Source organism: Mycobacterium sp. 4858 (assembly GCF_900240975.1).
Classification (GTDB): Bacteria; Actinomycetota; Actinomycetes; order Mycobacteriales; family Mycobacteriaceae; genus Mycobacterium.
Genome location: NZ_LT968776.1, coordinates 1,719,184 through 1,739,583, shown reverse-complemented (window position 1 = coordinate 1,739,583; position 20,400 = coordinate 1,719,184). Strand labels below are relative to the sequence as shown.

The 20,400-nt window shown below is 69.5% G+C and carries 16 protein-coding genes and 1 pseudogene; 7 read left to right on the top strand and 10 right to left on the bottom strand.

From position 1 onward, the window contains the following. Positions 1-99: 99 nt before the first annotated feature. The 4 genes and pseudogenes from C1737_RS16730 to C1737_RS16715 all read left to right on the top strand — a co-directional run bounded on the left by C1737_RS16730 (position 100) and on the right by C1737_RS16715 (position 6,162). Positions 100-2,052 (top strand): hypothetical protein, encoded by a 1,953-nt coding sequence (locus C1737_RS16730; RefSeq protein ID WP_102418933.1) that lies wholly within the window; start codon positions 100-102, stop codon positions 2,050-2,052. Between the two features lie 182 nt (positions 2,053-2,234). Further along, complete coding sequence (locus C1737_RS16725) at positions 2,235-3,221, top strand: hypothetical protein (protein ID WP_369807531.1); 987 nt, start codon at positions 2,235-2,237, stop codon at positions 3,219-3,221. A gap of 307 nt (positions 3,222-3,528) precedes the next feature. Then, a pseudogene (locus C1737_RS16720) lies at positions 3,529-4,748 on the top strand (hypothetical protein). 88 nt (positions 4,749-4,836) lie between these two features. Further along, positions 4,837-6,162 (top strand): UDP-glucose/GDP-mannose dehydrogenase family protein, encoded by a 1,326-nt coding sequence (locus C1737_RS16715; protein ID WP_067919316.1) that lies wholly within the window; start codon positions 4,837-4,839, stop codon positions 6,160-6,162. Between the two features lie 13 nt (positions 6,163-6,175). Here C1737_RS16715 and C1737_RS16710 read toward each other — a convergent pair whose 3' ends face one another. Together C1737_RS16710 and C1737_RS16705 are read right to left on the bottom strand one after the other, a co-directional pair. Beyond that, the gene (locus tag C1737_RS16710) at positions 6,176-6,520 is read right to left on the bottom strand and encodes a hypothetical protein (RefSeq protein ID WP_233214776.1); all 345 of its coding nucleotides are present in this window, start codon (positions 6,518-6,520) and stop codon (positions 6,176-6,178) included. Next, on the bottom strand, positions 6,510-7,007 hold the full coding sequence (locus tag C1737_RS16705; protein ID WP_102418932.1) for a hypothetical protein: 498 nt from the start codon (positions 7,005-7,007) through the stop codon (positions 6,510-6,512). The genes C1737_RS16710 and C1737_RS16705 overlap by 11 nt, the downstream gene beginning before the upstream one ends. A 120-nt stretch (positions 7,008-7,127) precedes the next feature. On the opposite strand from C1737_RS16705, the gene C1737_RS16700 reads away from it, so the two are divergent. From C1737_RS16700 to rfbA, 3 genes are read left to right on the top strand one after another with little or no spacing between them, the layout of a single operon-like run. Next, entirely contained in the window at positions 7,128-7,883 is a 756-nt protein-coding gene (locus tag C1737_RS16700; RefSeq protein WP_067919307.1) for a maleylpyruvate isomerase family mycothiol-dependent enzyme, read from the top strand. 36 nt (positions 7,884-7,919) lie between these two features. After that, entirely contained in the window at positions 7,920-8,294 is a 375-nt protein-coding gene (locus tag C1737_RS16695; protein WP_067919309.1) for a nuclear transport factor 2 family protein, read from the top strand. A gap of 21 nt (positions 8,295-8,315) precedes the next feature. Beyond that, positions 8,316-9,191: a glucose-1-phosphate thymidylyltransferase RfbA gene (gene rfbA, locus C1737_RS16690; protein ID WP_067919311.1), complete on the top strand. Its 876-nt coding sequence runs from the start codon at positions 8,316-8,318 to the stop codon at positions 9,189-9,191. Here rfbA and C1737_RS16685 read toward each other — a convergent pair. From C1737_RS16685 to C1737_RS16645, 8 genes are all read right to left on the bottom strand, one after another. Then, a complete protein-coding gene (locus C1737_RS16685) occupies positions 9,133-10,410 on the bottom strand; it encodes a YibE/F family protein (RefSeq protein ID WP_102418931.1) in 1,278 nt (425 codons plus the stop codon). The genes rfbA and C1737_RS16685 overlap by 59 nt on opposite strands. Before the next feature lie 26 nt (positions 10,411-10,436). Then, positions 10,437-11,726 carry a pyridoxal phosphate-dependent aminotransferase gene (locus tag C1737_RS16680; protein ID WP_067919314.1) on the bottom strand — a complete coding sequence of 430 codons (1,290 nt, stop codon included), beginning with the start codon at positions 11,724-11,726 and terminating at the stop codon, positions 10,437-10,439. Between the two features lie 32 nt (positions 11,727-11,758). Continuing rightward, a complete protein-coding gene (locus C1737_RS16675) occupies positions 11,759-14,683 on the bottom strand; it encodes a heterodisulfide reductase-related iron-sulfur binding cluster (RefSeq protein ID WP_102418930.1) in 2,925 nt (974 codons plus the stop codon). A gap of 193 nt (positions 14,684-14,876) precedes the next feature. Continuing rightward, positions 14,877-16,478, bottom strand: a complete 1,602-nt coding sequence (locus tag C1737_RS16670; RefSeq protein ID WP_102418929.1) for an Hsp70 family protein — start codon at positions 16,476-16,478, stop codon at positions 14,877-14,879. A gap of 55 nt (positions 16,479-16,533) precedes the next feature. Next, positions 16,534-17,049, bottom strand: coding sequence for a hypothetical protein (locus C1737_RS16665; protein ID WP_102418928.1), 516 nt, complete (start codon positions 17,047-17,049; stop codon positions 16,534-16,536). Between the two features lie 202 nt (positions 17,050-17,251). Further along, a complete protein-coding gene (locus C1737_RS16660) occupies positions 17,252-17,746 on the bottom strand; it encodes a hypothetical protein (RefSeq protein ID WP_231980266.1) in 495 nt (164 codons plus the stop codon). Positions 17,747-17,906: 160 nt separating this feature from the next. Continuing rightward, a complete protein-coding gene (locus C1737_RS16655) occupies positions 17,907-19,637 on the bottom strand; it encodes an alpha/beta hydrolase (RefSeq protein WP_233214775.1) in 1,731 nt (576 codons plus the stop codon). Positions 19,638-19,980: 343 nt separating this feature from the next. Beyond that, positions 19,981-20,400, bottom strand: a 420-nt coding sequence (locus C1737_RS16645; RefSeq protein WP_102418927.1) for a hypothetical protein, incomplete at its 5' end; no start/stop codon positions are given.

Genomic DNA, 20,400 nt, shown 5'->3' with positions numbered 1-20,400 from the left:
GGGGGCCTCCGCCCCGGTTTTGCGCGATACTTAGTTAGCCATGGTTTTTTCCTCCGCCTAGCCGTGGTTCGTCTCGCAATACCTTTGGAGGGGTTTGTCTTGGATATCGTGCTCGGGGTGTCGATGGCACCGGCATCGATCCAAATGGTGGTCCTGGAAGGCGAATACGCAGACGGTGCCACGGTGGAAGAGGACGTGTTCGACGTCGCGGCCGCCGACGAGGCGGCCACCGCGAGCGCGCCCGACCAGGCGCTCGCCGCCATCCTGGGCACCCGCGAGGGTGCGGCCGACGCCGGGCTGGAGGTGTCGTCCATCGGTGTGACGTGGACCGACCAGCTCGAGGCGGCGGCGTTACGCGACGCGCTGGCCGCCCACCGGGTCGAGAACGTCATGCTGGTGTCGGCCTTCCTCGCCGCGACGGCACTGGCCCAAAACGTCGGCGGCGCAATGGGTTACGAACGAATCGCGGTGATGTTCGTCGAGCCCGACACCGCGACGCTGGCGGTGGTCGAAACAGCCGACGGATCCATTCCCGACGTCTACAAGCAACCGCTCTACGCCGAGTCCTACGACCAGGCCGCCGCGCAACTCGCCGGCATGATCGCGGGGCTGGAGAAGCTGGAGGCGGCGCCGGACGGCGTGCTGGTGGTGGGCTCGGGCGTCGACATTGCCCCGCTGCAGCCGGCCCTGCAGACGGCAACCTCGCTCACGGTGAGCGTGCCCGAGGAGCCGGAGACGGCGCTGGCCCGCGGCGCCGCCCTGGCGTCGGCCAATGCGCCGCTGTTCGCCTCGTCGACCGCCGCGCTGGCCTACGCCCAGGATCCGGGCACCGGCGCCGTCGACCAGCACTCGCTGCCCGAATACCTTTACGTGCCCTTCGGGCCGGAGGCGGGCGACGACGAGCTCGCCTACAGTGCGGTGCCCGACGAGGACTCCGACTCGCCGACCGTCGTGATCGAAAAGCTCTTCATGCCCGAGGAGAGCCAACCGCGGCGCAGGCCGGCGCTGCTGATCGGCAGCGGGTTGGCGGTCGCCGGCATCAGCGCTGTGCTGGCGCTCGAGATCGCGCTGGCGATCGGCATCCGCACCACCGGCACCGTCGCCTTGCAGCCCACTCCCGGTCAGCACCTCATCGTTCCGACGCAGGAGCCGCCGGCGCCCGCACCCGTCGAGGCGTCGGCCCCGGCGCAGCGGATCAATCCGCCGGTGCCGATGGCGGCGCCCATCCCGATGGGTCCGCCGGTGGCCGCGCCGCTGCCTGCGCCCCTGCCCGCCGCGCCTCCCATTCCCGCGGCCCCGGTCCCCGCTCCGGCCGCTCCGGTGGTGCCGGTGCCCATCGTGGTCCCGCCGATCGCGCCGGTGATACTGCCGCCGGTCCACGTCGCGGTGCCTAACCCGATCGTGAGCCCGCCGGTCATCCAGGTGCCGCCGCCGCGCGTGTCGCCTCCACAGCCGGTGCTGCCCCAACCTCCGGTGCACGTCCCCGAGCCGCCACAGGTCGGCGGCACGGTGCCGCAGTCACCCCCGCACCAGGTGCCTCCGGGGCAGGGCTCGTCGCCACCCCCCGAGCACTCCGGCGGCTCCACCGGTGGGCACGTCCCGCCGCCCGACTCAGGCACGGGCGGCTCGACCGGCGGGCATGTCCCGACGCCCGGTTCGGGCACGGGTGGCGCCACCGGTGGGCATGAACCGCCGCCGGGCTCGGGCCCCGGCGGTCTCGGTGGCGGGCACGTGACTCCGCCAGGGGAGGGCGGTCTCGGTGGTGGGCACGAACCGCCGCCGGGCTCGGGCCCCGGCGGACTCGGCGGTCTCGGTGGTGGGCATGTGTCGCCCCCGGGCTCTGCTCCGGGCGGCCTCGGCGGCGGGCACCTCCCGTCTCCGGGTTCCGGCGGCGGTGTGCCCTCCGGCCCCGGTGGTCTGTTCGGCGGCGTGTCGCCCCCGGGCTCTGCTCCGGGCGGCCTCGGCGGCGGGCACCTCCCGTCTCCGGGTTCCGGCGGCGGTGGTGGCTTCGGTGGTGGCCACGCCGGCGGCGGTGGCGGCGGCCACAAGTAGCCCGCGATGAACGAATGTCACTCGCGCGGCTGCCGGAGGCACTCAACTTCGCGCGCTAGTGTGGCGAATTGGGGTGGGGCGCGGCCGGATCGCTGCCAACGCATCCGGCCGAATCTGAGAGCGACGAAGCCCCACGCGGGTTTCCCCCGCACGGCAATCGATTTGGACGACTTGGAGGAGCGGTGGACGTCGTACTTGGCGTGTCTATGGCGCCTGCGACGGTCCGCATGGTGCTGGTGGAAGGCGAAGCCGCCGGTGGGGTGACCGTCGATCAGGACGGCTTCCCCCTCGCCGATCAGACGACCGCGGCCGCCGCGGCGGATCGCGTGGTCGCCGCGATTCTCGGCACCCGCGAGAGCGCGGCCCAGGGCGGCTATCGGCTGAAATCGAGCGGAGTGGCCTGGACCCATCCTTCCGAGGCCGCAGCGCTGCGAAACACGTTGGCGGAACGCAAGATCGAGAACGTCATGCTGGTGTCGTCGGTCATGGCCGCCGCGGCGCTTGCTCAGGCGGCGGGCAGCGCGACCAATTGCGCGCGCACCGCGCTGCTGTACGTGGAGCCCAGCACCGCGACGCTGGCCGTCGTCGACACCGCCGACGGTTCGGTCGCCGACGTGCGCCGGCATCCGCTGCCCGGCAGCGACGAAGCGGCGCTGGCGAAGCTGGCCGCGATGGTCTCGGGCGCCGAAGCGATGCGGGCGCGCCCGGACGGGCTGTTCCTCGTGGGCTCGGACGTCGACATCCCGTACATCAAGCCGGCGCTCGAGGCGGCGACCTCGCTGTCGGTGACCACGCCCGAGGAACCCGAGATGGCGCTGGCGCGGGGCGCCTCGTTGGCGGCGGCCAACGCCCGGCTGGGCGCGCCGTCGACGATCGCGATGCCCTACGCCGGAGATCCCTCGGCGAACGACAGCGAGCTGGCCTACAGCGCCGAACCGGACAGCGGGAAGGTCCGGGTGCCCGGCGCCGATCGCGAGTCAGCCTCCGGCGAACACCAGAGCCGCAGATCGGTGCTGGCCGTCGTCGCGGCCACCCTGGTGTTCGTCGGCGGCGTGGTCGCCCTGGCCATCGCCCTGGCCGTCGACATCCGGCCGCACGCGCACCAGCGCCCCGACATCACACAGAACGTGGTCGCCCCGGCCAATCCGGGGCGACCACGTTCTGTGTGATGTCGGGGCGCTGGTGCGCGTGCGGCCCGGGGCCCGGCCCGTCCCACGGCGATCAGTGGGACGACTGGCTGCATCGTCACCTGGGGCAGCACGGCATCCCGGTCCCCTAGCCGTAACGCCGCAAAACCGAAGGCGCCGAGCGCGCGTAAAATCGGCACACGAGGGGAACATAGGGTGGGGACTCAGTGACCTCTGGCGTATTCGCGGGGTGCGGCGGCCACGTCCTCATCATCAGGGCTAGCAATCGAACCTTGGAGGAGCTTTGGACACCGTGCTTGGCGTGTCAATGGCGCCGACGGCAGTCCGGATGGTGCTGGTCGAAGGCCAAAATGGCGAAGGCGCCACCGTCGACGAAGACAATTTCGACGTCCCGCCCGAAGACGACGCCGCAACGCTCACCGCGGCCAACCAGGTAGTCTCGGCGATCCTGGGCACCCGCCAGGGCGCGGCCGAAGGCGGCTATCAGCTGGCGTCGACCGGTGTCACCTTCACCGACCCGATCGAGGCCGCCGCCCTGCGCGATGCGCTGGCGGCCCACAAGGTCGAGAACGTGATGTTGGTCTCGGCTTTCCTGGCCGCGGCGGCCCTGGCGCAGGCGGTCGGCAGTCAGACCAACTACGCGCAGACGGCGCTGCTCTACATCGAGCCCGACACGGCCACCCTGGCCGTCGTCAACAGCGCCGACGGGTCGATCGCCGACGTGCGCCGGCAGCCGCTCCCGGCCGATGACGAGGCTGCCGTGGCCCAGCTGGCCACGATGGTGTCGGGCGTCGAGTCGCTCGAGACGCGCCCGGACGGCGTGTTCGTCGTCGGGTCCGGCATCGACATCCCCCTGATCAAGCCCGCGTTGGAGGCGGCGACCTCGCTGCCGTTGTCGGCCCCCGAGGAGCCCGAAACGGCGCTCGCCCGGGGCGCGGCGCTGGCCTCGGCGCATGCCCCGCTGTTCTCGTCGTCCACCGCGGCGCTGGCCTACGCGCAAGACCCGGGCACCGGCGCCATGAACCCGTTCGCGGTGGCGCCCGGCTACTTCGAGACCCCAGGAACCCTGGGCCGGGACGCGCTCGCCTACAGCGCCGTGCCCGACGAAATGGACGACCTGTACACCGGCGCGCACACCGGCGCCACCGCGCTCGTCGACGCCGGTTATCCCGAGCGCAGCTCGTTCCGCCTGGTGGGCGGCATCGTGGCGGGCGTGTTCGTTATCGGTGTGGTGGCGCTCGTCGTCTCGTTGGCGATCGCCATCCGGCCCACGGCCAACGTCCGGCCCAGCCCGAACCAATCCCGGAGGCCCCGGCCCCCGCGCCGCCGCCCCCGGTGGCGCCCATTCCGGTGCCGATCCCGCTGCCGATACCCGGCATCGGTGGACCGGTCATCGGTGGGCCGCCGGGCGGCGGCTTCGGGCCCCGCGAAGGCGGTGAAGACGGGCCGCACGGCGGCGGCGGTGGCGGCGGATTCCCCGGCATTCCGGGGTTCGGCGGCGGTCACGGCGGCTTCGGTGGCGGCCACGGCGGATTCGGGCGCCACTAGCGGGCGCGGACCCAGCTGTCACCTTCCGTTTGCCTCCCGCTCAGCGGGGTGATGCAGTTAGCTCATGGCGGCGACGTACACCGGTCATATGCGATGCACCGTGTTCGGCACCGGTTACCTGGGTGCAACCCACGCTGTCGGCATGGCGGAGCTGGGACACGAGGTCGTCGGCGTCGACGTCGACGCGGGGAAGGTCGCCAAGCTCTCCGGCGGTGACATTCCGTTCTACGAGCCCGGGCTGCGCAAGCTGCTGACGAAGAACCTGGCGGCGGGGCGGCTGCGGTTCACCACCGACTACGACGTGGCGGCCGATTTTGCCGACGTGCACTTCCTCGGGGTCGGGACACCGCAGAAGAAGGGCGAGTACGGCGCCGACCTGCGCCACGTGTACGCCGTCGTCGACGCGCTGGTGCCGCGGCTGACGAGATCGTCGGTGCTGGTGGGCAAATCGACCGTGCCGGTGGGAACCGCGGCCGAACTCAACCGCCGGGCGGCCGACCTGGCGCCTCGCGGCGTCGACGTCGAGATCGCCTGGAACCCCGAATTCCTGCGCGAGGGCTATGCGGTGCAGGACACCCTGCATCCGGACCGCATCGTGCTTGGGGTGCAACAGGATTCGACGCACGCCGAAACGGTGGTCCGCGAGCTCTACGGCCCGCTGCTGGCCGAGGGAGTGCCGTTCCTGGTGACCGACCTGCAGACCGCGGAGCTGGTCAAGGTGTCCGCCAATGCCTTTCTGGCCACCAAGATCTCGTTCATCAACGCCATCTCCGAGGTGTGCGAGGCCGCCGGTGCCGACGTCAGCGTGCTGGCCGACGCGCTCGGTTACGACCCACGGATCGGTCGCCAGTTCCTCAACGCGGGTTTGGGTTTCGGGGGCGGCTGCCTGCCCAAGGACATCCGTGCCTTCATGGCCCGCGCGGGCGAGCTGGGGGCCGACCAGGCGCTGACGTTCCTGCGCGAGGTCGACAGCATCAACATGCGCCGCCGCACGCGGATGGTGGAGCTGGCCAGCGCCGCCTGCGGCGGCTCGCTGCTGGGCGCCAACATCGCCGTGCTCGGCGCGGCGTTCAAACCCGAATCCGACGATGTGCGCGACTCGCCCGCGCTCAACGTCGCCGGCCAACTGCAGCTCAACGGTGCCGCGGTCAACGTCTACGACCCCAAGGCGCTGGACAACGCGCAGCGGCTGTTCCCGACGCTGAACTACGCGGTGTCGGTCGAGGAGGCCTGCGAGCGCGCGGACGCGGTGCTCGTCCTGACCGAGTGGCGCCAGTTCGTCGACCTCGACCCCGCCGACCTGGCCGACCGCGTGCGGGCCCGCGTCATCGTCGACGGCCGCAACTGTCTCGACGCCACCCGCTGGACCGCGGCGGGCTGGCGAGTGTTCCGGCTGGGCGCGCCGCGGCCCTAGCTGATCGCCGTCCCTATTGTTCGTCGGTGCGACGTTCGGTGTCGGACATCTCACGCCGGATGCTCGCCTGTTCGCGCTCAGCCTCGGCTCGCACGCGGTCTTTCTCGTCTTCGGCGCGCTGCAGCCGTTCGCGTTCCCGCTCGAGCGCGGTGCCCTCCCGTTCGTCCGCCTGCGCCTCGCGTTGATTCGCCAGCTGTTCGCGGTGGTTCGCGATTTGGTCCCGCTCGTCGGCGATGCGGTCCCGCTCGTCGGCGAGCCATTCGCGCTGGGCGAGCTGCGCCTCCCGGTGCGTGAGGGCGTGCTCGCGCCTTTCCAGTTCGTCCGGTTGCTTGTCGACGTCGTCGGGTTCAGCCGCCACGATGCTTCCCTTCGACGCGCTGTGTCGCCTGATGTCGTCCCTGCTCGGCCCGCTGCCGTGCGAGTTGGCGTTCGCTGGCGGCCTGCTCGCGTTCAACTTTGGCCTGCTCGCGAAGCGCCGCCTCGCGTTGCCGCTCCCCGTGCTCGGCCGTCCGCTGATTGCCCGCCGGGGTGTGATTGGCCGCGTGTTCGCGTTCGTCCGCAATCCGTTCGCGCTCGTCCGCCAGCGCCTCCCGTTCATCCGCGATCCGTTCGCGCTCGTCGGCCAGCGCTTCGCGGCGGTTGGCGAGGATCGTGCGTGACTCGAGGTAGCGAACCCAGCGCTCCACGCCCTCGGTCAGCCGCTCCCGGCGCGCTGCCACCAGTTCTCGCTCGTGCGCGAGGTGTTCGCGCTCGTTCGCGATGCCTTCCCGCTCTTCGGCGATCCGTTCGCGCTCCAACGCGACGTTCTCGCGCTCGTCCGCGGTGCGGATGGCGGGCATGCCCATGTCGTCTCCAGTGGTCCGTGGTCGTTTGATCACAGCACATCGGCGCAGCCCGCCCATAGGGGCGAAGTCCCCTGGCCGGGGAGTCCTTCGTCGCATGGCCCGGCGAGTAGCCTGACCCGGGTGGACTATGCCGGCGCATTCCTCGAAGAGAACCGCGCGTTTTCGGAGTTTTTCCGCGATGTCGACCAGTCCAGGCCGGTGCCGACGTGCCCGGGATGGAGCCTGAACCAGCTGCTGCGCCATGTCGGGCGCGGCGACCGCTGGGCGGCGCAGATCGTGCGGGAGCGGCTCGAGGAGTTTCTCGACCCGCGGTCCGTCGAGGGGGGCAAGCCGCCGCCCGATCCGGCCGACGCGATCTCCTGGTTGCGCGGCGGCGCGCAGCGGCTGATCGATGCCGTCGAGCTGACGGGGGTGGAAACCCCGGTGTGGACGTTCCTCGGGCCGCGGCCGGCGAACTGGTGGATCCGCCGCCGCCTGCACGAGGTGGCCGTGCACCGGGCCGACGCGGCGATCGCGCTGGGGGCCGACTACACGCTGGCCCCCGATGTGGCCGCGGACGGGATCACCGAATGGCTCGAGCGGGTCGCGGTCCAGGCCGGCAGCGACGGGGCGCCGCTCCCGCTCGAGGGCGACAACACCCTGCACCTGCACGCCACCGACCCAGGGCTCGGCGAAGCCGGGGAGTGGACGATCGGTGTAGACCACGGCCGCATCACCTGGTCCCACGAGCACGGCAAGGGCACCGCGGCGCTGAAGGGCGGGGCGGCCGAGCTGCTGCTGGCCATCCTGCGCCGGGTGCCGCTGACGGACACGGGCATCGCGCTGTTCGGCGACGAGGCGGTGTGGCAGAACTGGCTGGACCGTACCCCGCTCTAGCCACGGCGCCGGGGCGCACACGGTAACTTGCACACCATGACCACTTCGGAGATCGCCACCGTCCTGGCATGGCACGACGCGCTCAACGCCGCCGACTCGGAAACCCTGATCGCGTTGTCCAGCGACGACATCGAGATCGGCGACGCGCACGGCGCCGCCCAGGGCCACGAGGCGCTGCGCAGGTGGGCCGCCGCCCGGCACGGGACGGCCGAAGTCGGCCGGATGTACGTGCACGACGGTGTCGTGGTCGTCGAACAGAAGGTCAGCACCCCGGACAATCCCGGGGCCGTGGCAACGGCGGCGTCGGCGTTCCGGGTGGTCCACGACCGCGTCACGTCCGTTTTCCGGCACGAGGACCTGGCGTCGGCGCTGGCCGCCACCGAACTCACCGAGTCCGACCTCGTCAACTGAGCGTGGAATAGGGGAACCACCATGCGCGGGATCATCCTGGCCGGGGGCTCGGGCACACGCCTGCACCCGATCACCGTCGGCATCAGCAAGCAGTTGCTGCCGGTGTACGACAAACCGATGGTCTACTACCCGCTGTCCACGCTGATGATGGCGGGGATCCGGGACATCCTGGTGATCACCACCCCACACGACGCGGCGGGTTTTCGCCGATTGCTCGGCGACGGCTCGCAATTCGGCATCGACATCAGCTATGTCACGCAGGAACGGCCCGACGGCCTGGCGCAGGCCTTCGTGCTGGGCGCCGAGCACATCGGCAACGACTCGGTGGCGTTGGTGCTGGGGGACAACATCTTCTACGGGCCGGGGCTGGGCACCAGCCTGAGCCGCTTCCAAACCATCAGCGGCGGAGCGGTTTTCGCCTACTGGGTGGCCAACCCTTCGGCGTACGGCGTCGTCGAATTCAGCGACGACGGCACGGCGCTCTCGCTGGAGGAGAAACCGAAGACACCGAAGTCCAATTACGCGGTGCCGGGGTTGTACTTCTACGACAACGACGTGATCGAGATCGCCAAGGGCCTGAAGAAATCGGCGCGCGGCGAGTACGAGATCACCGAGGTCAACCAGATCTACCTCAACCGGGGCCGGCTCTCGGTCGAGGTGATGGCCCGCGGGACGGCCTGGCTGGACACCGGCACGTTCGACTCCCTGCTGGACGCCAGCGACTTCGTGCGCACGCTGGAACGACGGCAAGGCCTCAAGGTCAGCGTCCCCGAGGAAGTGGCCTGGCAGCAGGGCTGGATCACCGACGAGCAGCTGGCCGAGCGCGCGCACACCATGCTCAAGTCCGGGTACGGCGGCTATCTGCTGGAGCTGTTGGAGCGGAGCCGATTTCACTAGGCCGCGCCAGCGCCGCGGCGATCGCCGTCGTCAGCGGCACCGACAGCGCCAGCGCGACGCCACCCACCGCCGAGCGGGCGATCTCGATGGCGACGCTCTCGCTGGTCAGCACGTCGGTCAGGGAACGGTTGGCGACACTGAACAGCAGCAGTAGCGGCAGCGAACTGCCGGCGTAGGCCAGCACCAGCGTGTACACCGTGCTGGCGATGTGGTCGCGGCCGACTCGGATGGCGCCCAAAAAGATCGCGCGGCGCGACCCACCGAGGTGGGCGAGCTCGAACACCGTCGAGGCCTGGGTCACCGTCACGTCGTTGAGCACACCGAGCGAGCCGATGATGAAGCCGGCGAGCAGCAGGCCGCTGATCGACACGTTGCCCAGGTAGGCGCTCACGGTCGCGTTCTGGTCGTCGGACAGGCCGGTCAGATGCGCCAGTTGTATTGCAGCCCAGGACAACCCGGCGGCCAGCAGCAGCGCCGTCAGCGTGCCCAGTAGTGCCGCGCTGGTCCGCAGGCTCACGCCGTGGGCCAGATAGATGACCGCGTAGAGGATGGCCGCCGAGGCCACCAGGGCCACCGGGATCGCGGGCGCGCCGTCGCGCAGGGCCGGCAGCAGAAACTCCACCAGGACCGCGAACGCCACCACGATGCCGACCAGCGCGAGCAGCCCGCGCCAGCGGGCCACCGCGACGATCACGACCGCGAACGCGACGGCGAGGGCGACCAGCGACCACCCGCGTTCGAAGTCGTAGAACGCGTAGCTGGTGGCGCCCTGGTCGTCGACCTGGCGGACCAGCCGAAGATGGTCGCCCACCGCGAACTTCGGCTGGCCGGGGCCGGGGGAGGACTCCAGCAGCGTGTTGGCGCCGGCGTTGGGTCCGGAGTCGATGGCGACCTGGGTGAGCACGCAGCGGCCCGCGCCGGGCGGCGCCGGCTGCGGCGCGGTGGTGAGCACCTGACCGACCGACGGGCTGCCGCAGTCGCCCAGGCCGCTGGACAGCACGTGCCCGGCCTGCGTGCTCACCGCGCCGCCGGCCGCGTTCTGGAAGGGCATCGGGATGTCGACGTGCTCCCGGCTGGGCCACAGCGCGACGGCGCCGGCCAGCACCGCCAGGCCTATGGCGACCAGCAGCCCGACGACGATCCTGGCGGGCAGCGCGTCAACCGGGGCCGGGCCGGACAGGCTGTGGGAGTGGGTGTGCGAGTGCGTCACCCGGTCCACCGTAGAGGCGCCGGCTGCGAAGATCCTTACTGGCGATAGCTGACCAGGAAGTTGCCCAGCCGTTCGATCGCCGCGGCCAGGTCGCGGGCCCACGGCAGCGTCACGATGCGCAGGTGATCCGGTGCCGGCCAATTGAATCCGGTGCCCTGGGTGACCAGGATCTTCTCCTGCAGCAGCAGGTCGAGGACGAGCTGTTCGTCGTCGGTGATGTCGTAGACCTCGGGGTCGAGCCGGGGGAAGGCGTACAGCGCGCCCTCCGGCTTCACGCAGGACACCCCGGGAATCTCGTTGAGCTTCTGCCACGCCACGTCGCGCTGCTCGAGCAGCCGGCCGCCGGGCAACACCAGGTCCTCGATGCTCTGGTGACCGCCGAGGGCCACCTGGATTCCGTGCTGGGCGGGCACGTTGGGGCACAGCCGCATGTTGGCCAGCAGGTTGATGCCCTCGATGAAGCTTTCGGCGTGGTCCTTGGGGCCGGTGATCGCCAGCCAGCCGGCGCGGTAGCCCGCCACCCGGTAGGCCTTGGACAGCCCGTTGAAGGTGAGGCACAACATGTCCGGCGCCAGCGTGGCCACGTTGATGTGCTTGGCGTCGTCGTAGAGGATCTTGTCGTAGATCTCGTCGGCGAGCAGCAGCAGTTCGTGCTTGCGCGCGAGTTCCACCATCTGGGTGAGGACGCCGCGGCTGTAGACGGCGCCGGTCGGGTTGTTGGGGTTGATGATGACCAGCGCCTTGGTGCGCTCGGTGATCTTGGACTCCAGGTCGGCGATGTCGGGCTGCCAGCCCTGGGTCTCGTCGCACAGGTAGTGCACGGGCGTGCCGCCGGCCAGGGACGTCGACGCCGTCCACAGCGGGTAGTCGGGCGACGGGATCAGCACCTCGTCGCCGTTGTCGAGCAGGGCCTGCAGCGTCATCGTGATCAGTTCGGAGCACCCGTTGCCCAGATAGACGTCGTCGACGTCGAACCGGGGGAAGCCCTCGACCAGCTCGTAGCGGGTGACCACCGCGCGGCGGGCGGGCAGGATGCCCTGCGAGTCGGAGTACCCCTGGGCGTACGGCAGCGCCTGGATCATGTCGCGCATGATGACGTCGGGCGCCTCGAACCCGAACGGTGCGGGGTTGCCGATGTTGAGCTTGAGGATGCGGTGGCCTTCGGCCTCCAGCCGCGCGGCGTGCTGGTGCACCGGGCCGCGGATCTCGTACAGGACGTCCCGGAGTTTGGACGACTGCGCGAAGACGCGCTGCCGGTGGTGGCCGGAAGCGTGCAGGGGCAGCTGGTGCGTGGTCACGTCACCAATGGTGCCACTACTGTCCACTGAATTTTGCCGTCAAGCGAAGAAAACCCAGGTCAGCGCTTGCCCGGCGGGCGGGCGCCGCGGGCGATGCCCAGCCCCTTGACCGGCGGGGCCGACGCCGCGCCGTCGCCGTCGGGCTGCTTGGCCGGCTCGGCTTTCGGCGTGGGCTCGGGCTCCGCTTCCGCGGCGGGCTGCGCCTCGGCCTTGGGGGCCTCGGCTTTGGGTGCCTCGGCTGGCGGCGCGGCCTTCTTGGCGCCGGGGCGCTTGGCGCCGGCGGCGATGCCCAGCCCCTTGACCGGCGCCGCGGGCGGCTTGGCTTCCTCGGCCTTGGCTTCGGCCTCCGGTGCGGTCTCGGCCTTGGGGGTCTCGGCTTTGGGTGCCTCGGCTGGCGGCGCGGCCTTCTTGGCGCCGGGACGCTTGGCGCCCGCGGCGATGCCCAGCCCCTTGGCCGGGGCGGCCGGCGCCGCGGCAGACTCCGGGGCCGTTTCCGTCTTGGCCTCGGCCTGGGCCGGTGCGGCCTTCTTGGCGCCGGGCCTCTTGGCCCCGCCCGCGATGCCGAGGCCCTTCACGGGCGCGGCGGGCGCGGTGGGCGTGGCTGCCTCTGCCTTCGGGGCGGCCTCGGTCTTCGCGGCGGCCCCGCCGGGAGCCTCCTCGGTCTCCTTGACCGGCGCCTCGACGGTCGCGGTGGCCTTGGGCGCCGAAGCCGCCCGCGCCCCTGCCTTTTCGGAGGCTTCCTTTGCGGCCGTGCCCTTCTCCGGCAGCGTCGCCTTGTCGTACTCGAGGGAGCCGAGCAGCACCTGCGCGACGTCGAGCACCTCGACGCCGGTGCGGCCGGCCTCCTCGGAGCGGTCGTTGACGCCGTCGGTGACCATCACGCGGCAGAACGGGCAGCCGGTGGCGATCGTGGACGCCCCGGTGGCCAGCGCCTCGTCGACGCGTTCGTGGTTGATCCGCTTGCCGATGTGCTCTTCCATCCACATCCGCGCGCCGCCGGCGCCGCAGCAGAAGCTGCGCTCGGCGTGGCGCGGCATCTCGGTGAGCGTCGCCCCCGCGGCCCCGATCAGCTCGCGCGGCGCCTCGTACACCTTGTTGTGCCGCCCCAGGTAGCACGGGTCGTGGTAGGTGATGTCCTGAGAAACCGGCGTCACCGGCACCAGCTTGTTGTCCCGGATCAGCCGGTTGAGCAGCTGGGTGTGGTGCAACACCGAGTAGTTCGCGCCCAGTTGCCGGTATTCGCGGCCCAGCGTGTTGAAGCAGTGCGGGCAGGTGACGACGATCTTGCGGTCGACCGTCTCCACGCCCTCGAACACCCCGTCCAGAGTCTCGACGGCCTGGGCGGCCAGCTGCTGGAACAGGAACTCGTTGCCCGAGCGGCGCGCGGAGTCGCCGTTGCAGGTTTCGCCGGTGCCGAGCACCAGGTACTTCACCCCGGCGATGGCCAGCAGTTCCGCGACGGCCTTGGTGGTCTTCTTCGCCTTGTCGTCGTAGGCGCCCGCGCAACCCACCCAGAACAAGTATTCGAAGCCGTCGAAGCTGTCGACGTCCTCCCCGTAGACCGGGACGTCGAAGTCGACCTCGTCGATCCAGCTGGTGCGGTCGGCGGCGTTCTGGCCCCACGGGTTGGCCTTGGTCTCCAGGTTCTTGAACAGCACCGACAGCTCGGACGGGAACTCCGACTCCATCATCACCTGGTAGCGGCGCATGTCGACGATGTGGTCGATGTGTTCGATGTCCACCGGGCATTGCTCCACGCAGGCGCCGCAGGTCACGCAGGACCACAGCACGTCGGGGTCGATGACGCCGCCCTGTTCGGCGGTGCCGACCAGCGGGCGGGTGGCCTGCTCCGGGCCGGACCCCATGATGCGGCCAAAGCCCGACTCGGGGACGTGGTGCGCCTCGGCGTGCTTCTCGCCGGCCAGCTCCTCGCCGATTCCGCCCTCCGGCGTGTTCTCGAGCGGGGTCTCCTTGTCACCAAGGATGTAGGGCGCCTTGGCCATCCAGTGGTCGCGCAGGTCCATGATGACGAGCTTGGGCGAGAGCGGCTTGCCGGTGTTCCACGCCGGGCACTGCGACTGGCAGCGGCCGCACTCGGTGCAGGTGGCGAAGTCCAGCATCGCCTTCCAGCTGAAGTCCTCGATCTTGCCGCGGCCGAATTCGGCGTCGTCGGGCGGGTTTTCGAAGTCGATCGGCTTGCCGTCGTGTTCCAGCGGCAGCAGCGGCCCGAGCCCGTTGGGCAGCCGCTTGAAGATGACGTTGATCGGCGCCGTGAAGATGTGCATGTGCTTGGAGTGCAGCACGATGATCAGGAACGCCAGCATGACCGCGATGTGCAGCAGCAGCGCCACCGTCTCGATGATCTCGTTGGCGGGCTGGCCCAGCGGGCGCAGGATCGCGCCGAACAGCTGGGAGAGGAAGGCGCCCTTGCCGTAGGGCAGCGTGCCGTTGTTGACGGCCGACCCGCGCACCAGGACGTAGGTCCAGACGACGTTGAAGATCATGAACAGCACCAGCCAGGCGCCGCCGGTGTGCGAACCGTAGAACCGCGACGAGCGGCCGTACTCCTTGGGTTCCGTGCGCAGCCGGATGATGGCGAACGTCGTGATGCCCAGGAAGACGGCGGTGGCGAAGAAGTCCTGCAGGAAGCCCAGCGCGTCCCAGCGGCCGATGATCGGGATGTGGAAGTTGTCCTGGAACAACAGCCCGTAGGCCTCGATGTAGACCGTCAGCAGGATGAAGAAGCCCCACATCGTGAAGAAGTGCGCCAGGCCGGGGATCGACCACTTGAGCAGGCGGCGCTGACCGAAGACCTCGGAGAGCTCTGCCCAGATTCGCTTGCCGGGTTCGTCGGTGTGTCCCGGGGCGGGCTTGCCGGACGTAACCAGCTTGAACAGCCACAGGACGCGGCGGCCGGCGAGTGCGGCCACCACCAGCGTCATGCCCATGCCCACGACCAGTCTGATGAGCATCTGCGTCGTCACCGAAGGTCTCCCCAATGCATTGTTGATTCAGCCTGCGTTTTGTTTGCCTGCTTAGCCCTGCTCATAGTTGCATCTCCGCAGCTTCCGCCGCGAGAAAGGCTGCCCTAACTTCGGGGGTGCAGGCGTCTCGGCCTGCTTCGTTGAGCGCCGCCGCCGGCCTGTGAATTTCGTCGCGGTGACCGGCGCCACCGCGTCAGGGCCGGGGTTGGGGCAGGAACGGCGGCAGCAGCGGCCGCAAGCGCGTCGTGGCGGGGGGCGCGGACGTGGTGGGCGCCTGCGACGTCGTGGGCGGCGCCTGCGACGTCGTGGGCGGCGGGGTAGTGGTCGTCGTCGGCGGTGCCGTCGTGGTGGTGGTCGTGGTCGGCGGCTCGGTCGTGGTGGTCACGGTTTGGGACGTTTGCGGGGGAGCCGGTGTGGGGTTGGCCGGACGGGGCTTGGGGTTGCCGAGGGTGACCGCCAACAGGATGGCCACCAGCACCGCCGCCGCCGCACCCGCGACGCTGAGCACCAGCGCCGTCCGTTTGTACCACGGCAGCCCGCCCTCCGGGACGGCTTGGCGGTCGCCGGGACCGGCATCGAAATCCCTTGCCTCGTCGGTGTACTCGCCGGTGGCGTCGCGCCCGGTGTAGGGCACCGGCTCGTCGGCGCCGTCGGCGTCCTGGGACCAGGCCAGGGCGCCGTCCACGTCCGTGGCCCGGGCGGCCCACGCGGCCTGGGTCATGTCGATTCCGGCGGTGCCGACCATCTCGGTCGGCGTTTCCACGACGGCTCCCGCCGCCGTGGCGGCACCCGCCGACGACTGCTGCTCGCCGAGCGCCGCCGCGCCGACGGCCGCGCTGGCCGCGGGCTGCGGTGCGGAGTGGACGGGCACCTGAAAACGCTGCGACAGCCGCGCGGCGATCAGCGGGATGCCGGCGCCGCCGCCGGCGCTCGCCACGGCGGCCAGCCCGGCCTTCGGAATTCCGTTGCGGCGCAACGCCTCCTCGACGACGTTCAGGAATCGGTCCAGCGGTTCGGAGATCAGCCGCTCCAGCTCGGCGCGCGACAGCTGCGCGCCCCCGACCGAGGCCGACGCGGCGGTCGACAGCTGTTCCTTGGCGCGCCGGCATTCAGCGAGCAGGCGGGTCTGCGAACCGATGCGCGTGGTGCTGGCCAGGTCGGCCATGGTGTCATCGGATGCCTGCAGGCCACTCAGGACGAGCTGATCGATCGCGTCGCCGGAGAAATCCGCGTATCGCACCGTCGGGCCGACGCGCGCGAAGTTGGATCCGGCGTCCATCAGGGTGACGCTGGTGCCGCTGGCGCCGAAATCGCACAGCGCGACGATGCCCGCGCCCGGGAAACCCGGTCTGCCACGCAGCGCCGCCACGGCGGCGGTGGCGTCGGACACCAGCACGGGGGACACGCCGCCGCGGGCCAGGTCCGGTTGGGCGAAGAATTCGTCGCGCAGCGCGGCGAACTGGGCTTCGGACCAGTACGCCGGGACGGCGATGGTGATCGGTGAGCCGTAGCCGACGGTGCGGGCCATCGCCTCGATCGCCTCGACCGTCAGTACCTCGCCGAGGTACTTCGTCCCGTCGGGCGCCACCAACGGGGACCGGTCGCCGACCCGCTCGACGAACCCGCGCAGCACCATCCCGTCCCCGGTCAGGTTCGGGTTTTCTTCCGGCAGGCCAACTTCGGTCGGCCGGTGCTCGAAGAGGGTCAGCACGGCACTGCGAACCACCGGGGCGCCGCCCGCGCGGGCCGCCACCAGGTTGGCCGCCCCAATCGACAGCCCGAGCGACTCGCTCATGCCCCGCACCCCACTTCCGATCGCCCGGTGGTCCTCACCATAGCGGCCGACGGCGTCAGCGCAGGCCGGGCGGGACGGTGATCACCGTGGGCACCCCGGGAATCGTGATCACCGAAGGCACCTGTGGCAGGTGATGGCGGTGCGTCGGCGCCTGCTGGCCCGGCTCGCGCGTGGGCTGCTGTGTCGGCTGCTGCGCCGGCGCCTCGCCCGCACTGCTGGTGGTCGGCGTCGTGGTGGTAGTCGGGGTGGTCGTCGTCGTGGTGGTGGTCGAACTCGTGCTGCTGGTGCTCGGGGTGGGGCTGGTGCCCTGTCCTCCCTTGAGCAGCTCGGTGATGCCGTAGGCGATCAGCCCGATCAGGATCACGACGAACACCAGCCAGGCGATCAGCAGCGGAGGCTTGCGATACCACGGAGTGGGTTCGCTCTCCAGGGCGTCGAACGCGTCGGGCTGCCCGGTTTCGTCGGGCGGGTACGGCGGGGCCTCGCCGGAAGTCGGCTGGTCGGCCATGCCGTAGTCGGCATGATGAGTCGCCTGCTCGTGGAAGTCGTCGGGTGGGCCTGTGCGTTCCACGGCACCGATGGTACTGATCTCACCTGCCAACCTCCTGAGCCCGCCTTCGGAAAGGGTCGTCACCGGCGCCGTCTTTCCGGGCGACGGGCCCGACCACATGGAGGGCGGGGGGTGTACTCGGTGGACCCCGGGCCGGGGAGTCGTCGCGGGCTTATCCGATCTGACAATCAGTCAGGCCGGTGCCTAATCCCGCTCCGCTGGTTCATCGCGCAACGGAGGTCTGCTTTATCGCGGTGGGCACAGGCGTGCCTTCTTTGCGCAGGTTGCCTGGGAAGCACGGTGATGTCCCGATGATTGTCGGGGGCGATCCGGGCGGATAGGCGGACTTGATTTGCACGACGTAACCGTCAGGGGCGTAGCCGAACCTGTTGGGCTTCTCGAAGCCTTGTCGCTCAAGGACCTGCCAACCCCAGCGTTTCCAGATGCTTTCCACCTGACCGAAGAGGGCGTTGACGTCCGTACCTGGTGGAAGGTTCAGATCACCCCAGTAGGAGTAGTTGACTGGGGAGTTTTGGTCTTTTGGCTCGTCTTCGCAGTAGGCGATCCCGGAACCGACACCGCTGTAGCGGGTTCCGTCGACGTTGGTCCCGGCGGGCAGCGCGTCCACGGTCTGCTGAATGTAGCGAATCACCGTATTCTGCGCTTCTTCTTGACTCGCAGGTACTTTCGGTGACGGAGCGGCTGGTGTGGACTCCATCGGACCTCCTGGGATCACTGTTGCGCCAGACGGCGCCCCCGACGCCGGTTGTTTCGTGGACGTGGATGACGATCCTGATGAGCACGCAGCACATAGCCCGGCTGTGAGCAGGACAGCCAGTGAACAAAGCAGACTACGGATTGTCGGTTTCATCGTCTGATCAGGGCGTGAAGGTGGGTGGGGTGACATCGACTCTTCCGGCGATGATACGGCCCATGTTGTCAAGCGCCGGGTTACCGGTATCCCAGTAGCTGCTGTGGGCCGCGACTGTCGGCAGGCCGAAGGGCCAGCCCGGTCCGGGCGCTGCCTCAAATGGGATGCCCCCAAACTTCGAACTCATTGGGTCAGGACCCAGCGTCATGCCGGTCACGACACCGATGACGTCGTTTTGCGCTCGGGTCGCGAAGACATGAGCCCCGGGATCAAGGTTGAGGTCACCGGCATGTCCGGCCAGTACCCCGGGGCTGCCGACTGCGATCACATTGTTGGCGTCGAGATGGTGGCCGCCGAGTGCCGCGGCCCCCACTTCGGTGGATCCATAGCTGTGGCCGATGACCGTGTTCAGCGAGGGGCCCCCGGTAACCGCGTCGTTGTGGGAGGCGCGCAACCCGGCTTGGAAATCGTCGAGCGCGGCCGCCCCGTTGTGGGCATAGCTAGTCGACGCCGCATCAAAGACATTCATTGGCCGGTCGTAGCCCATCCACGTCGTCACCGAAACATCCTGTGGCCGCAGGCTTTTGTCAGCAGCAAGCGTGGCCGACAACATCCGTTCGGATTTGAGCGCGCTGGCATCAAAGCGCGTGAGGTCTTGGCCGGTGCCCGGCACAAAGGTGGCGTCGCGTTTCGCCGTGTCGGGGTTATTGATGGAGACAGCGGCGTGACCCTTGTCATCGATGATGCCCAAGTACCTCGGCAGTTGCCCAGGCGGCACCTTGTCCGGCGGCGGTCCAAGAGTACTTTTCACATTCGAGTACCCGTCGCGCGCACGATTGGCAGCGTCCCATTGCCGTCGCCAGGCCAGAAACTCATTGGTCTTCAGGAACGGCGTCTTCCCGCTGGCCCAGTCGGGATGCTGAGCGCGCAGACGGTCCAGGTCGGCTTGGTTTGAAGTCTGCAGCTCGTCGAGGTGCATCCGGTTGTAGTGATCGCGATCGACGAACGGCATCCCAGCGTGGTTGCCAACGAAGTGGTTTCGGTCGTATTCGGCGTCTTTTTGCTCTTGGGTGAGCGAGTTCCACACTTGCGCAAACTGATTGGGGTCATCCGGCAGCGGGGGGGCCGGCGACAGTGGGCCCTCTTGCGCCCTGATGCCTGCCGGGTCGTATCCCTCACTCTTGAGGGTTCCCAGCGCGTTTTGCAACGTGTTCGAGTAACCGTCGCGTGTTGCTTGCAGCTGGCCCAGCGCGGCCTTCGTGTCGCGGATGGCGTCGTCTTCGAGCGAGGTGATATAGGCGTTGAGCGCATCTCGGTCGGCCGCGCTGAGGTTGGGATGCTCGTTTTCTAGCTCGACGGCCTCGGCGATCATGTTGTCGAGGCCCGTCAGCTGCGCTTCCAGCGAGGCGATCTGGCCAGCGGCGGCCTTTTGCGCCTCGGCCAAGGATGCGGCGATGGTTTCCAGATCCGCACCGATTTTGGGCAGCTGCACGGCCTGCGCCCCCAGGGACTTCGTCACCCGCTGCACTTCAGCGGAGTCGTTGATCGGATGATCGCCATCCTGATGATTCCAGGCCGCGTCGAACCGATTGCGGGCTTGCTCGAAGGCAAGGTCAGCTTCGGCGGTCGAGCGCCCCGCAGCCTTAAAGGCATTTGCGAGGCTCGAAATCTGCCCCGGCTCGCCCGCTTGCAGAGTCCGGTTGACCTCCCACGGATCACCGCCGGCGAAGGCTATCAACGCAGGGATGCTTATGTACCTGAGGTGCATGGAAACGTCAGGGGTTCTCGATTAGCCCCGGCTTCCAGCAGGGCTGCCAGCCCTGACGACTGGTTGGCGACACGGCGCTGTAGCCGGGCACTGACACGCATCGCCGCCCCTTTCGCGCTGGCGCCAAGGTTACTGCCCCAAACCCGGTGGTCAATTCACCTTTCGATGTGGACGGTATGCCAGTGCTTGCGAGTCTTTATCCCCTGTCGGTGTCGGGGGTTAGCCATGGCCGAACGGAAGACAACGCACGCACCTCGCGGCACTTTGAGAAGGAGCCGGGTGACCATCGAGCAACGCGTGGCCCTCGAGGTCGTCAGAACGTGTTGACCTTGTCGAGGCTGACGAACATGCCGTGGCCGGTGCGGTCGTTGGTGAACCGGGTGCCGTCGGCGGTCGCGACGATCGTCCAGCCCGCGGCGTTGTAGGTCTTGTAGTCGATCTGGACGGTCGGGATGGCACCCAGGTTGCCCAGCACCCACTGCACCTTGCCACCTGAGTCCACGCTCACGCCGTTGGCGTGTTCGCCGTCTTGCAGCGGGGAGTTGGTGAACGGCGCCTCGCAGCCGACGGTGTCCTTGTTGATCTGGCAGCGTGTGGTCCCCGACTTGGTTTCGATGAACACGTAACCGTTCTGGTCGGGCGGCAGCGGGATGGCACCGGCGGGCGCTGTCGGGTTGGCCGGCGTGGTCGGCAGCCCGGGCGCCGGGCTGCCGACCACGCCGGCCAACCCGAC